Here is a 13,770-nt window from a genome sequence, read left to right as displayed (position 1 = left end):
GGAGTCACGGCGTCCCGGAGGATGGGGAGGGTCACTCGCCGGAGCGCGTCCCGAGAACGAGCACCCCGCTGAGCGAGGCCTGCCAGGTCGAACCGCGCTGTGCGAACACCACACCCCCCGAGGACAGGATCCGCACTCCGGCGGCGCTGCGCGCGCCCGCGAGCGACCGGGGCTCGGCCGGCGCGGCCGATGCGGCGAGCGGCCCGCCGACGGGCTGAGTGAGGATGCGGTCGTCATCCGATGAGGTGAGTACTCCGATCGCATCCGACCCGATCCAGGCGAGCCCCTGCGGCGTACCGGTGAACCGGCCGATCTCGTGCATCTCACCCAGGCTGATCGGCGTGCCCTTGTCGTCCCGGATCACTGCCGCCACGACCGACCTGCGCTGCCCGCCGACGGTCACGAGCGCGGCCACCCTGACGCCGTCCGCCGCGACGCGCAGCGCGCTGATCTCGGATGCTCCCGACCAGGCGCGGGCGATCTTCTGCTGTCTGACGTCGGCGCCGGTTGCCAACAGCTCTCCCGGCGAACCGTGCGGCACGGTCCAGGTGTATCCCCGGTTGTCCAGGCTCGGTGCGATCAGCCCCGCCCTGGAGTCGAGCTCCACGACGTTGTCGGAAGTGGCGAGGTAGACGTGACCGTCGTCGAGGAGCATCGCCGCTGCGCCGTCGTCGTCGGCGACGTCGATCGAGCGCACGCGCGCGGCGAGCCCGTCCACCTGTGCGCTCAGTTCCCCCACCGGGGCGATCTCATCGCCCACGGCGACGCCGAAGCCGTCCTTCGTGAGCACGAGGGTGCCCGCATCGGGCGCAGGCTGCTGCACCTGCACCTGGCTGACGTCCAGCGGCTGCTGATCGACGGTGAAGCGCACCTCGACGACGCCCAGCGGTGCGAGCGTCGCCTCCAGCTGCGTGCGCATCCGGGCCAGCGTGGTGGCATCCGTCGACAGCGCCGAGCGGGTGAGCGGAACCTCTGCGACCTGCGACTGGTCGATGACGACTGCTCCCCGTGCGAGACCGACCTCATCGGTGAAGGCGTTGCGCACCCCCGGGGCGAGCCACGGAGCCGGGTCGCCTGCGACCAGCTGCTGCGTCAGGGTCGTCGCGGTCGACGGCCGACGCGGATACCAGCGCAGATCCGGCACCAGGTGCGACCAGGTCGGGTCGAAGTACTGCAGGGCGTACGAGCGGAACACCAGCGGGAAGTTCACGGCATCGAGCACGATGCCGTTCGGCGCCTCGGAGATGCGCCACTCACCGCCCTTCTCGCGCTCCAGGTGGAACCTCAGGGGTTCCGCATCGCCGATCCCCGCCGCATACGCCCCGGTGCTGTCGACGCTCGCGACCTGCGAGAGCTGCACCGTCACGTCTGCGCTCGTGGCGTCCTCGTCGTCGCTGTCGCCCACGGAGGTGATCGTTCGCGACACGCTCGAGGTGTCGATGGTGACTCCGGCGGACGGCGCCCAGCTGTCACTCATCTCGGGTGTGAGGAACTCCCTGGCGATGCTCCAGTTGTCGATCGGCGTGATCCCCGCGTCCAGGAAGCCCTCGACGATCTCCTGGGGCCCTGCGCCCTCGACAGGGCTCGCCGCATACTCCGTGAACCCCGGGTCGTCACCCTTCACGCCCACGGCGAGGCCGACCGAGACCGGACCGCTGGTCGGCAGTCCGGTGCAGGCGGTCAGGAGCAGCATCGCCGCAGCGACGGCGCCGGCCGCCAGGGAGCGCATCCTTCTCATCGGTCTCCCCCTTCGGCATCCGCTGTCGCGATCGGCTGAGTGAGCACGCCGAGGTCGGCGATCCCCTCCTGCGGCTCCAGCGGCACCGGGCTGGGACCGGCCAGGTCGCCGGGATGCCGCGGAATGGTGAGCACGAAGTTGGTGCCGACGCCGAGTTCGGACCACACCTCCAGGGTGCCGCCGTGCAGTCGTGCGTCGCCGAGCGCGATCGACAGTCCGAGGCCGGTACCGCCGATCGTCCGCTTGCGCGAGGGGTCGGCCCGCCAGAAGCGGTCGAACACCCGCTGCGCGTCCTCCGGGCGCATCCCGAGACCGAAGTCGCGCACGCCGGCGGCGACGGCGTGCTGATTGCTGTCCACCGTGACCACGATCGGCCGGCCTTCACCGTGCTCGATCGCATTGCCCACCAGATTGCGCAGCACCCGGCGCACGCGGCGCGGGTCCATGTCGACCGGGGAGTATCCACCCGGGGCCACCAGCCGGAGTTCGACGCCGTGCTGGTCGGCGAGCGGACGCATCTGGTCCACGATCTCCTCGGCGACCTGCGCGAGTCCGGTCGCCTCCACCTCGAGCTGCACCGACCCCGCGTCGTACCTGCTGATCTCGAGCAGGTCGGCCAGCAGGGTGTCGAACCGCTGCACCTGGGTGTGCAGCAGTTCGGCGGTGCGGGCCGTGGTGGGCTCGAAGTCGCCCTTCTGATCGTTGATCATGTCTGCTGCCAGCCGGATGGTGGTCAGCGGCGTCCGGAGCTCGTGCGAGACGTCGGACACGAAACGCTGCTGCACGAGCGAGAGCTCGCCGAGCTCCTTGATCTGCGCCTCGATGCTGTCGGCCATCGCGTTGAAGGAGCGCGCCAGCACCGCCAGCTCGTCCTCGCCGCGCACCGGCAGGCGCACACCGAGATCACCGGCGGCCAGCCGGGCGCTGGTCTCTGACGCCTCGACGATCGGTGCCGACACCGCGCGCAGCACGAGCCACGAGATCGCGGCGACGATCGCCACCAGGGAGATCCCTGCCAGCCACAGGGTCCGCTGCACGAAGAGCAGGGTCTCGTCGGAGTCGCTCAGGTCATAGGCGATGTACACCTCGTAGACCGCCTTGCCCGGCACGAGCAGCTGCTGTCCGACGACGATCCCGGGAGGTGAGCTGCCCTCCTCCGCCGGCACGGCGATCGACTGCCAGGACTGCTGACGGTCGCCCTTCTCGGCGACCCTGGCCCGCAGCTGGTCGCTGACCATGTCGACCGACAGGCCGCCGGCGCGGAACTCCGGGGGGATGAAACCGCCGCCCTCAGGGGATTCGATCGGTGACGCCGTAATGAGATCGGTCGCCGCGGCCCTGGCCAGATCCGTCTGCACCGAGCGCCACAGAGCCTGCAGAGCGGCACGGTCGTCCGCGACGTTGCTGTTGTCCAGCGTGGTCTGGGCTTCGGCGACGGCGCGCTGCGCCTTCTCGAGGGCGTCGCTCTTGCGCGACTCGAACAGGTCGTTCTGGATCACGAGCGCCATCGCGACGCAGGTGATGAAGATCGCCAGCGACGTGAGCAGCAGGGTGACGGCGATGGTGCGGAACCGCATCGACCGGCGCCAGAGCCCGACGACGGAGCGCGGCCAGCTCCTCCAGTCGCGCCACGACGCGACCGGAGCGGGCGTCACGCTCGTCGCCGTCATCGCAGAGTCCTCAGCCGGCGCTCCCGGCCCGGTAGCCGACGCCTCGCACCGTCATGACGATCTTGGGGTTGTCGGGATCGAGCTCGACCTTCGCGCGCAGCCGCTGCACGTGCACGTTCACCAGACGAGTGTCGGCCTTGTAGTGGTACCCCCAGACCTGCTCGAGCAGCATCTCGCGGGAGAACACCTGCTGAGGCTTGGAGGCGAGCGCGACGAGGAGCTGGAACTCGAGCGGCGTCAGCGAGATCGGCGTCGTGCCGCGACGCACCTCGTGCCCGTCGACGTCGACCACGAGGTCGCCGACGCGGAGCACCTCGGTCGTCGCCTGCGGGTTCGGCCGCAACCGGGTGCGGATACGGGCCACCAGCTCCTTCGGGTTGAACGGCTTGATCATGTAGTCGTCCGCGCCGACCTCGAGCCCCCGGACGACGTCGGCCGTGTCGCTGCGGGCGGTGAGCATGATGATCGGGACACCGGATTCGGCCCGGATGCGACTGCAGATCTCGATGCCGTCCATGCCGGGCAGCATCAGGTCGAGAAGCACGAGATCCGGGCGCTGAGTGCGCCACTGCTCGACGGCCTTGGCACCGTCCGCGCAGAACAGCGGCTCGAAGCCCTCTGTTCGCAGGACGATGCCGATCATCTCGGCGAGCGCCGTGTCATCGTCGACTACGAGGATGCGTGACGTCATATCCGCCCAGCCTCAACAATCTTTGTCCGCTACATGCGCCTACCGGGATCCCCCACCCCGGCACGACCGCACCTCCGCACAGCTTACTGAATCCGGCCCTGCACGTCCTGGAAGCGCTTCCGCGACGCGTCGTTTCCCTCGGCATGCGCCCTCGCACGCATATGACACGATGGGACGGCAGCTGTCGTGCTGCGCGGGAGGGGAAGCGAGTGAGCGGTCAGGGCTGGACACCGGCACCGAGGCGCGGGGCGATCCCGCTGCATCCGATGACGTTCGGGATGCTGCTCGGGCGGTCCTTCGCTGCGCTGCGGCACAACCCGAAGGTTCTGTTCGGATTCGCCGTCGTCGTTCAGCTGCTGACCATGCTGGTCGTGATGATCGTGCTCGGCGCGATCATCGCCGCGAGCCTGCTGCGACTGCAGACCGTGCAGCCCGGTTCCGAGGACTTCGCCACGATCCAGGCCGGCACCGCCGGTCTCTCCATCGTGTTCGCGATCGGCGCAGCGCTCCTGTCTGCCGCGGTCACCGTCGTGCTGCAGGGGATCGTCGCCGCAGACGTCGCTCTCGCTGCGCTCTCCCGCAAGGGCACCCTGCGCGCGCTCTGGGCACGGATGGCCCCGTCGTTCTGGCGTCTCATGCTGTACGCGCTGCTGCAGGGCGTCGTCGTCGGCGGGGCGTTCGCCCTGATCGGCTTCGCGGTCTTCGCCATCGCCGCCGGTGCCGGTCTCGCCGGGACCGATGTCACAGGGCTGGCCATCACGCTGACGATCGTCCTGGGCATGGGGAGCATCCCGCTGTTCGTCTGGCTGTACACCAAGCTGCTGCTCGTTCCCAGCGTGCTGGTGCTGGAACGCGCGCCGATCGGCACCGCGCTGGTTCGCTCCTGGCGGCTCACCCGGGGGCGGTTCTGGGTGGCGTTCGGCGTGATGTTCCTCATCTCGCTGATCATGGGGGTCGCCGCCAACGTGGTCTCGGTGCCCGGTGTGCTGATCACGTCGGTGGTCGTCGGCATCGTGGCTCCGACGGGTGACCCGAGCGTAGGTCAGATCGTGTCGATGGTGCTCGCGTTCCTGCTGCCGCAGCTGCTGGTGTTCGCGGTGCAGGCGATCGGCCAGGTCGTGCAGTGCACGGGCGCCACTCTCGTCTACATCGACTCGCGGATGCGGTACGAAGGACTGGATCAGACGCTGATCGCCCATCAGGAGCGCAGCGCGGCCGGCTGGTCCCCGGAGCAGCTCGGCGACCCCTACGCGGTCGATCCAGCCCGCGCCGTCACGAAGGAGAGGCCTCAGGCCGCGGCCCCGCCGTACGCCGCTCCGATGTACGCGCAGCCCGGCTACGCGCAGCCCGGCTACGCGCAGCCCGCACAGCCGGCTCCTCACGGATACGGGCAGCCGCAGCAGGCTCCCGCCCCTGCGCATCCGCCGTATTACCAGCCGGCCCCGCCCACTCCCGCATCCCCGGCTTCCGCTCCTGCGCACCCGCCGTACTACCAGCCGTCACCGGCCGCCCCGGCTCCGGCTCCGGCTCCCCCGGCATCGGCCCCGGCGGAGCCCGCGCCGCCCATGGCCGTGCCGCCGCCCCCGCCGACCGACAGTCCTTGGGCGCCCCCGAGCGGCGGCGCATGACGTTTCCGCCCGCGTACGCCGATGTCTTCGTCCCCGATGGGGACGAAGCTCGACGCTGGGCGCAGGAGGAGCTTTCCAAGCAGATCTACGAGGCGGCGAAGCCGACGTGGTTCGACCGGATGTCGCGCGCGATCATGGAGTTCCTCAGCAGCCTGTTCACCGTCGACGGCTCCGGCGCCATCGCGCCGTTCGCCGGCGTGCTCATCACCGTGATCATCGTCGCCGCGCTCATCGTCGCTCTGATCGTCTGGGGCCGGCCCCGGGCGTCCCGCACCGTCCGCCGCGGTGCGCGACTGCTCGGCGAGGCCGACGATCGCACAGCCGCTCAGCTGCGCGCCGACGCCGAGCGCGCCGCGCGCGACGGCGACTGGGATGCCGCAGTGACGCTGCGCTTCCGAGGCCTCGCCCGCGGCCTCATCGAACGCGACCTGATCGACCCTGCGCCCGGCGCGACCGCTCAGGCGATCTCGCGGGATGCCGGCGCTGTGCTCCCGGTCGAGCACGCCGCGCTGCATGACGCGGCGTCCTCCTTCGACCGGGTGCGCTACCTTCGTGTCCCCGCCGACGAGGCCGACTACCGGGCGATCGCCGCGACCGACGACCGCCTGAAAGCGCTTCACCCCGAGGCGGTGCCGGCATGACCCTCGTCGAGAGCCCCCCTCAGCCGGCGGGCGCCGGATCCGGCGCATCCACCGCAGCCGAACGCCCTCGCGGCCGCTGGCGCCGGCTGGTCGCCTGGCTCGTCGTGCTGCTGATACTGATCGGCGGCACCGCGATCGCCGCACGACTGGTGATCTCGCCGACGGCGTCCGGCAGCATGCTCGACCCGGAAGGCCCCGGCGACAACGGTGCACGCGCACTGGCCGAGATCCTGCGCCAGCAGGGCATCGAGGTCACGGTGGTGCGCTCGCGCACCGAGGCGCGCAGCGAGCTCGACGACGGCTCGACCCTGGCGATGGCCGACCCGGCGTACCTCACCGACGAGGCCGTGCAGGAGTTGGTCGCCGACGCACAGCGCGCAGTGCTGCTCTCGAGCAGCGCGCGCATGCTGCGTCTGTTCCAGTTGGGCGAGTACGCATCCGGCCTGTCCGCGGAGGCCGTCGCGGACTGCGACCTCCCCGAGTTCGCCCGCGTGGGCACGATCGTCCCCGGGCGCATGTTCACACCGGCCGACGGCATCGACGGCTGCTTCACCGGTGAGGACGGCAGCGCGGCGGTGCTGTCGGACGACGCCTCCTCCCGCCGCATCTCGCTCGTGGACGGCACCGCGCTGTTCACCAACGGTCACCTCGCCGAGAACGGCAACGCCGCCCTCGGCCTCGCCCTGCTCGGTCAGACCGGGCGCGTGGTCTGGTACGTCCCCTCGCCGACCGACAGCGACATCAGCGGCGACACGCCGGACACGCTGGGCTCGCTGACGCCCGGCTGGGTCACACCCGCCATCGTCACCCTGCTGCTGGCCGGCCTCGCTGCCGCGTTCTGGCGCGGTCGACGGTTCGGGCCACTCGTCGCAGAGACCCTCCCGGTGACGGTGCGCGCCTCCGAGACGATGCACGGCCGAGCCCGGCTCACGGCGAAGGCGGCGGATGCCGCGCACGCCGCCGAGGCCATCCGGGAGGGCACGGTGAGACGGCTCGCCAAGCGCCTCGCCCTCGGCGATCGCGTCGCCGCCCGCGAGGTCGCGGATGCGGCGGCCGACCGGCTGCGCATCCCGCGCGGCTCACTGCAGGATCTGCTGGCCGGTCCCCCGCCGACCGGCGACCAGCAGCTCGTCGATCTGGCCCGCCGACTCGCAGAGCTGGAGGACGCCGTGGACACGGCGCTGCATCCCGATCTCCGCGCCCCGAACCCCGACGACCCGTCCCGATCCGGAAGGACAACACCGTGACCGAGGAGAACACCGTGCCAGTGGAAGACACCGTGCCAATGGAGAACACCGTGGCGCCGGAGAACATCGTGGCGCCGGACGACACCGCCCTTCGCCAGGCCATGCATCGTGTGCGGCTCGAAGTCGACAAGGCCGTGATCGGTCAGGCGGGCACGGTGACCGGTCTGCTGGTCGCGCTGCTCGCCCGCGGCCACGTGCTGCTCGAGGGCGTCCCCGGCGTGGCGAAGACGCTCGTCGTGCGGTCGTTCGCCCGTGCTCTGGGGCTGGACACCAAGCGCGTGCAGTTCACCCCCGATCTGATGCCCGGCGACGTCACCGGCTCGCTCGTCTACGACGCCCGCACCGGGGAGTTCGAGTTCCGGGCAGGGCCGGTGTTCACGAGCATCCTGCTCGCGGACGAGATCAACCGCACGCCCCCGAAGACACAGGCGGCGTTGCTGGAGGCCATGGAGGAGCGGCAGGTCTCGGCGGACGGCGTCAGCCGGCCGCTGCCGGACCCGTTCCTGGTGGCCGCGACGCAGAACCCGGTCGAGCACGAGGGCACGTACACGCTGCCCGAGGCGCAGCTCGACCGCTTCCTGATGAAGCTGGTCGTGGGGATGCCCGAGCGCGACGCCGAGGTTTCGGTGCTGAGGCTGCATGCCGAAGGCTTCTCCCCTCGGCTGCTGAGCGGGGTCGAGGCCGTGATCACCGCTGAGGAGATCCGCGCCGCGCAGGAGGCCGCCGCCGGGGTTCAGGTCACCGACGAGGTGCTGGGCTACGTCGTCGACCTCGCCCGCGCCACACGCCAGTCCCCCTCGGTCGAGCTCGGCGCCAGCCCCCGTGCCGCGACCGCCCTGCTCGCGGCGGCGAAGGCCTGGGCCTGGCTGAACGCCTCCACCGCGGTCACCCCCGACCACGTGCAGACCATGCTCATGCCGGTCTGGCGGCACCGCCTGCAGCTGCGTCCTGACGCGCAGATGGAGGGTGTCACCGCCGACGCGGTGCTCGGCTCCGTGGTGCAGCAGACCCGCGTCCCGATCTGATCGGCCGAGGAGAGCTCGTGTTCGTCACCGGACGGTTCGCCCTGCTGGTCGGGGTCGGTGCCATCCCGATCGCGCTGCTGAACGCGGCGGGAGCCGCGGCCTGGCTGGTGTTCGGCGCCTGGATCGCGCTGTGCGCTGTGCTGCTCGCGCTGGACGTGCTGCTGGCGGCGAACGCGCGGAGCATCCTCGTCACCCGGCGCGTTCCGGAGCGCGCGCGGATGGGCGAGCCGATCGCGGCGAGCGTCGCCCTGCAGAACACCGGCCGACGCACGCTGCATGCGCTCGTGCGCGATGCCTGGCAGCCGACAGCCGGTGCCCCGTCCACACGCGCACGCCTCGTCGTGCCTCCCGGCGAGCGCCGCCGCGCGGAGGTGCCGCTGCTGCCCCGGCGCCGCGGCGAACTGGTCAGCGAGTTCGTGGTCGTCCGCTCACGTGGCCCGCTCGGCCTCGGCGGACGTCAGGCACGGCACGTGGTGCGCGGCGCCATCCGCGTGCTGCCGGCGTTCGCGTCGCGCAAGCACCTCCCCTCCCGGCTGGCCCGCCTGCGCGAACTGGACGGCAACACATCGATCCAGGTGCGCGGCCAGGGCACCGAGTTCGACTCGCTGCGCGAGTACGTGCGCGGCGACGACGTCCGCTCCATCGACTGGCGCGCAACCGCCCGAGCGGGCACGACGATGCTGCGCACCTGGCGGCCCGAGCGCGACCGGCACGTGGTGATCCTCATCGACACCGGCCGCACCGCGGCCGCCCGCGTCGGCGACGGCACACGCCTGGACGCCTCGCTCGAGGCGGCGCTGCTGCTCGCCGCCCTCGCGAACCGCGCCGGCGACCACGTGCACCTGCTGATGTACGACCGGGTCGCCAGGGCGAGGGTCACCGGCGTGGACGGCGCTCCCCTGCTGCCGGCGCTCAGCGACGCGATGGCACCCGTGCACGCCCAGCTGATCGACACGGACTGGCCCGGCGCGTTCGCCGCGATCCGGTCCCTGACCACGCGCCCCTCGCTGATCGTCGTGCTCACCGCGCAGGATGCCGCGGAATCCTCGCGGGGATTCCTCGGGGCGTTCCCGCAGGCGTCGCGGGCGACGACGGTGCTGGTCGGCTCGACCACGGATGACGGCATCCCGCTGCTCGCGCGGAAGCGCGACTCCCGCGCGGACGTGTACCTCGCGGCTGCCGCGGAGCGCACGATGCGCGACGCGGAGAACGTCGCCGACGCCGTGCGCCGGGCCGGTGGCGAGGCGATCGCCGCGGACCCGGAAGCCCTGCCGCCTCGGATCGCCGACCGGTACCTCGAGCTCAAGGCCGCCGGCCGGCTCTGACCCCCCGCATCCGGCATCCGGCATCCGGCATGCGGCATCCCTTGCAGACGGCGGACGAAACGACGGATGGCGGACGACACACCGCCGTACCACCCGCCGAACGCAGATCCGTCCGCCATCTGCAGGTGGGAACGCGCAGAACGGCCCCGCACCGGAGGGTGCGGGGCCGTTCTGGGAGAACTCAGACCAGGTCGAAGCGGTCCAGCTCGGTGACCTTGCCCCACGCGGCGGCGAAGTCGCGGACGAACTTCTCGTTCGCGTCATCCGAGGCGTAGACCTCGGCCAGCGCGCGCAGCTCGGAGTTCGAGCCGAACAGCAGGTCGACGCGGGTGCCCCGGCCGACGAGGTCGCCCGAACCGTCCTTGCGGCCCTCGAAGGCGTGCGAGCCGGGGTCGAGCGCGGTCCAGGTGGTGCCGAGATCCAGCAGGTTCACGAACACGTCGTTCGAGAGCACGCCGGGGCGCGAAGTGAACACGCCGTACTCGGAGCCGTCCCAGTTCGCGCCGAGGGCGCGCAGGCCGCCGACGAGCACGGTCGTCTCGGGAGCGGTCAGCGTGAGCAGGCTGGCCTTGTCGAGCAGGTGGAACTCCGCAGGCTGCTCGGCCAGCGGGCCCTGGTAGTTGCGGAAGCCGTCGGCGACCGGCTCCAGGTAGCTGAACGACTCGACGTCGGTCTGCTCCTGCGAGGCGTCGGTACGACCCGCGTGGAACGGCACGGTGACCTCGACGCCGCCGTCGCGAGCGGCCTGCTCGACCGCCGCGTTGCCCGCGAGCACGATCAGGTCGGCGAGCGAGACCTTCTTGCCGCCGGTCTGCGCGTCGTTGAACGCCGCCTGGATGCCCTCGAGCACCCCGAGCACCTTCTGCAGGCGGGCCGGGTTGTTGGCCTCCCAGTCCTTCTGCGGAGCGAGGCGGATACGTGCGCCGTTGACACCGCCGCGCTTGTCGCTGCCGCGGAAGGTCGACGCCGCGGCCCAGGTGGTCGCGACCAGCTCGGAGACGGTCAGCTCGCTCTCGAGCACCTGCTGCTTCAGCGCCGCGGCATCCGCGTCGTCGATCAGCTCGTGGTCGACAGCCGGGACGACGTCCTGCCAGATCAGCTTCTCCTCCGGTACCTCGGCACCCAGGTACCGGGCCAGCGGGCCCATGTCGCGGTGCGTGAGCTTGAACCAGGCGCGGGCGAACGCGTCGGCGAACGCGTCGGGGTCGTCACGGAACTTCGCGGAGATCGGACCGTAGATCGGGTCGTAGCGCAGCGACAGGTCGGTGGTCAGCATGCGCGGCTCGCGGCGGCCCTCCGAGTGCGCGAGCGGCACCATGTCGGCACCGGCGCCGTTCTTCGGACGCCACTGCTGCGCACCGGCGGGGCTCTCGAACTTCTCCCACTCGTAGGCGTACAGGATGTGGAAGAACTCGTTGTCCCAGCGGGTGGGGTGGTAGGTCCACGTGACCTCGAGGCCGGAGCCGATCTGGTCGTCGCCCTTTCCGGTGCCGAAGGAGCCCTTCCAGCCCAGTCCCTGCTGCTCGATCGGCGCGTCCTCGGGGTCGGCGCCGACGTGCGTGTCGGGGGCCGCGCCGTGCGTCTTGCCGAAGGTGTGTCCACCGGCGATCAGCGCGACGGTCTCCTCGTCGTTCATCGCCATGCGGCCGAAGGTCTCACGGATGTCGTGCGCGGCGAGCAGCGGGTCGGGGTTGCCGTCCGGACCCTCGGGGTTGACGTAGATGAGGCCCATCTGGGTCGCGGCGAGCGGCTTGTCGAGCTCGCGCTCACCGGTGTAGCGCTTGTTCGCGAGCCACTCGGCCTCGGGACCCCAGAAGATCTCCTCGTCGGGTTCCCACACGTCGGTGCGGCCGCCGGCGAAGCCGAAGGTCTTGAAGCCCATCTCCTCGAGTGCGACGTTGCCGGCGAGGATCATCAGGTCGCCCCACGAGATCGACTGGCCGTACTTCTTCTTGACGGGCCAGAGCAGGCGGCGGGCCTTGTCGAGGTTGACGTTGTCGGGCCAGCTGTTCAGCGGTGCGAACCGCTGCTGGCCGGTGCCGCCGCCGCCGCGGCCGTCGGTCACGCGGTAGGTGCCGGCGCTGTGCCACGCCATGCGGATGATGAGCGGTCCGTAGTTGCCGAAGTCCGCCGGCCACCAGTCCTGCGAGGTGGTGAGCGTCGTCGCGATGTCGGCCTTGACCGCGTCGAGGTCGAGAGCCTCGAAGGCGGCCTTGTAGTCGAAGTCGCTCTCGAGCGGGTTGCGCTTCTCGTTGTTCTTGGCCAGCACCTTGATGTTCAGCTGGTTCGGCCACCACTGGCGGTTGCCGGGGCCGCTCGCGGCGCCCTGCGGCTGGTGGATCACCGGGCAGCCGCCTGCGGCGGCCTCGGTCTGAGTCACGTCAGTCATTGCTTTCCTTCTTCGTGTGCGGTCGTGGGTGGTTCAGTCGCGGTCCGTGGCGCACTGGGAGCACAGCCCCCAGTACGTCACCTCCGCCACGGAGATCGTGAACCCTCGATCATCCGAGGGTGTGAGGCAGGGCGCGTGGCCGACGGCGCAGTCGACGTCCTGGACGGCGCCGCAGCCGGTGCACACCAGATGGTGGTGGTTGTCGTCGACGCGCAGCTCGAACAGCATCGGATGCCCGGCCGGCTCGATGCGGCGCACAAGGCCGGCCGCGGCGAAGTCGCCGAGGGCGTTGTACACCGACTGCATGCTGGTCGAGTCGACGTGCAGGCGCACCCTCTCATGCACTTCATCGGCACTGGCATGCGGGTGATCGCGGAGTGCGTCGTACACCGCACGCCGCGAGTCGGTGACCCGCAGACCGGCGCCGCGGATGGCGATGTCGGCAGCAGTGGCGTGGGTGACGGGCATGCCTGACAGCCTAGCTGTTTTGATTCATTCAAGAAAGAGCGTGCGCTGCGGGCGTGTCGCGCGGCGGCGTGTCCCGGCTGTGCATCTGCTGAGAGTGCGGAATCATGTGAAAGTCCGGCAACCGCCGTGGCTTTCACAAGGTAAGGACAGAGAAATGACTGATTCCCCGTCCCCAGCGACTCCCACGCTCGGCGCGAAGCTCGCCGCAGAGGGCTTCGGCACGTTCCTCCTGGTCTTCGGCGGCGTCGGAACCGCGGTGTTCGCCTCGAACCTCTACACCGACCCGTCGCCCAATGCCGGCGTCTACCTTCCGGTGGCCCTGGCGTTCGGCCTCACGGTCGTCGTCGGCGCATATGCCTTCGGTCCGCTCTCCGGAGGCCATTTCAACCCCGCCGTCACACTCGGCGTCGCTGCGGCGGGCCGCATCGCCTGGCGGGACGTCGTGCCGTACATCATCGCGCAGGTCGTCGGCGGTGCGATCGCATCGACGCTGCTGGTCCTGATCGGCATGTTCGGCCCCGATGGCTGGCTCACCGGGGCGCAGGATGCCGGCTTCGCCAGCAACGGCTGGGGCGAGCACTCCCCCGGCGGCTTCGGCATGGCGTCCGCGATCATCATCGAGGTGATCCTGACCGGGATCTTCCTGCTGGTGATCCTCGGGACGACGCATCCCGAGCGCGGCACGAAGTTCGCCGGACTCGCCATCGGCCTGACGCTGACGCTCATCCACCTGATCTCCATCCCGGTCGACAACACCTCGGTCAACCCCGCCCGATCGATCGCCTCAGCGATCTACGGCGGCGTCGGCCCGCTCTCGCAGCTGTGGGTGTTCCTGGTGTTCCCGATCGTCGGAGCGCTGCTGGCAGGCTTCGCCTACAAGGCGCTGTTCGACAGCACGCAGAAGATCTGATCCGCAGGGATCGCAGAAGGGGCCGGCGCGTCGCGCCG

Annotated in this window: 11 protein-coding genes; 6 read left to right on the top strand and 5 right to left on the bottom strand. The window is 70.8% G+C overall.

The features are described from left to right. Positions 1 to 31: 31 nt before the first annotated feature. Genes DY023_RS05355 through mtrA form a run of 3 tightly spaced genes read right to left on the bottom strand, consistent with a single transcriptional unit; the run spans position 32 to position 4,099 of the window. Positions 32 to 1,738, bottom strand: coding sequence for an LpqB family beta-propeller domain-containing protein (locus DY023_RS05355; protein WP_116241314.1), 1,707 nt, complete (start codon positions 1,736 to 1,738; stop codon positions 32 to 34). Continuing rightward, a complete protein-coding gene (gene mtrB / locus DY023_RS05350) occupies positions 1,735 to 3,408 on the bottom strand; it encodes an MtrAB system histidine kinase MtrB (protein WP_116241313.1) in 1,674 nt (557 codons plus the stop codon). Before mtrB ends, DY023_RS05355 begins: the two co-directional genes overlap by 4 nt. 10 nt (positions 3,409 to 3,418) lie before the next feature. Continuing rightward, complete coding sequence (gene mtrA, locus DY023_RS05345; RefSeq protein ID WP_116241312.1) at positions 3,419 to 4,099, bottom strand: MtrAB system response regulator MtrA; 681 nt, start codon at positions 4,097 to 4,099, stop codon at positions 3,419 to 3,421. Positions 4,100 to 4,308: 209 nt separating this feature from the next. On the opposite strand from mtrA, the gene DY023_RS05340 reads away from it, so the two are divergent. From DY023_RS05340 to DY023_RS05320, 5 genes are read left to right on the top strand one after another with little or no spacing between them, the layout of a single operon-like run. Next, positions 4,309 to 5,727, top strand: a complete 1,419-nt coding sequence (locus DY023_RS05340; RefSeq protein WP_116241311.1) for a hypothetical protein — start codon at positions 4,309 to 4,311, stop codon at positions 5,725 to 5,727. Further along, entirely contained in the window at positions 5,724 to 6,368 is a 645-nt protein-coding gene (locus DY023_RS05335; protein WP_116241310.1) for a DUF4129 domain-containing protein, read from the top strand. The genes DY023_RS05340 and DY023_RS05335 overlap by 4 nt, the downstream gene beginning before the upstream one ends. Next, a complete protein-coding gene (locus tag DY023_RS05330) occupies positions 6,365 to 7,615 on the top strand; it encodes a DUF4350 domain-containing protein (protein ID WP_116241309.1) in 1,251 nt (416 codons plus the stop codon). The genes DY023_RS05335 and DY023_RS05330 overlap by 4 nt, the downstream gene beginning before the upstream one ends. Positions 7,616 to 7,653: 38 nt before the next feature. Further along, on the top strand, positions 7,654 to 8,640 hold the full coding sequence (locus DY023_RS05325) for an AAA family ATPase (protein WP_116241308.1): 987 nt from the start codon (positions 7,654 to 7,656) through the stop codon (positions 8,638 to 8,640). Positions 8,641 to 8,657: 17 nt separating this feature from the next. Next, positions 8,658 to 9,965 carry a DUF58 domain-containing protein gene (locus DY023_RS05320; RefSeq protein ID WP_116241307.1) on the top strand — a complete coding sequence of 436 codons (1,308 nt, stop codon included), beginning with the start codon at positions 8,658 to 8,660 and terminating at the stop codon, positions 9,963 to 9,965. Between the two features lie 181 nt (positions 9,966 to 10,146). On the opposite strand, the gene katG is transcribed toward DY023_RS05320, so the two are convergent. Both katG and DY023_RS05310 read right to left on the bottom strand, forming a co-directional pair. Further along, positions 10,147 to 12,354, bottom strand: coding sequence for a catalase/peroxidase HPI (gene katG, locus DY023_RS05315; protein WP_116241306.1), 2,208 nt, complete (start codon positions 12,352 to 12,354; stop codon positions 10,147 to 10,149). A 33-nt stretch (positions 12,355 to 12,387) separates the two neighbouring features. Beyond that, positions 12,388 to 12,822 carry a Fur family transcriptional regulator gene (locus DY023_RS05310; RefSeq protein ID WP_116241305.1) on the bottom strand — a complete coding sequence of 145 codons (435 nt, stop codon included), beginning with the start codon at positions 12,820 to 12,822 and terminating at the stop codon, positions 12,388 to 12,390. 154 nt (positions 12,823 to 12,976) lie between these two features. Here DY023_RS05310 and aqpZ point away from each other — a divergent pair, with 154 nt between their 5' ends. Beyond that, entirely contained in the window at positions 12,977 to 13,732 is a 756-nt protein-coding gene (gene aqpZ, locus DY023_RS05305) for an aquaporin Z (RefSeq protein WP_116241304.1), read from the top strand. The last annotated feature ends 38 nt before the right edge of the window (positions 13,733 to 13,770 follow it).

The organism is Microbacterium bovistercoris (assembly GCF_003387575.1).
GTDB lineage: Bacteria > Actinomycetota > Actinomycetes > Actinomycetales > Microbacteriaceae > Microbacterium > Microbacterium bovistercoris.
The sequence above is the reverse complement of the archived record's forward strand: the minus strand, read 5'-3'. Positions and strand labels throughout refer to the sequence as shown.

What these genes read in the sequence shown, in the direction of transcription:
- DY023_RS05355 (WP_116241314.1), bottom strand. Translation starts at nt 1,738, where the DNA reads ATGAGAAGGATGCGCTCCCTGGCGGCCGGCGCCGTCGCTGCGGCGATG.
- mtrB (WP_116241313.1), bottom strand. Translation starts at nt 3,408, where the DNA reads ATGACGGCGACGAGCGTGACGCCCGCTCCGGTCGCGTCGTGGCGCGAC.
- mtrA (WP_116241312.1), bottom strand. Translation starts at nt 4,099, where the DNA reads ATGACGTCACGCATCCTCGTAGTCGACGATGACACGGCGCTCGCCGAG.
- DY023_RS05335 (WP_116241310.1), top strand. Translation starts at nt 5,724, where the DNA reads ATGACGTTTCCGCCCGCGTACGCCGATGTCTTCGTCCCCGATGGGGAC.
- DY023_RS05330 (WP_116241309.1), top strand. Translation starts at nt 6,365, where the DNA reads ATGACCCTCGTCGAGAGCCCCCCTCAGCCGGCGGGCGCCGGATCCGGC.
- DY023_RS05325 (WP_116241308.1), top strand. Translation starts at nt 7,654, where the DNA reads ATGGAGAACACCGTGGCGCCGGAGAACATCGTGGCGCCGGACGACACC.
- katG (WP_116241306.1), bottom strand. Translation starts at nt 12,354, where the DNA reads ATGACTGACGTGACTCAGACCGAGGCCGCCGCAGGCGGCTGCCCGGTG.
- DY023_RS05310 (WP_116241305.1), bottom strand. Translation starts at nt 12,822, where the DNA reads ATGCCCGTCACCCACGCCACTGCTGCCGACATCGCCATCCGCGGCGCC.
- aqpZ (WP_116241304.1), top strand. Translation starts at nt 12,977, where the DNA reads ATGACTGATTCCCCGTCCCCAGCGACTCCCACGCTCGGCGCGAAGCTC.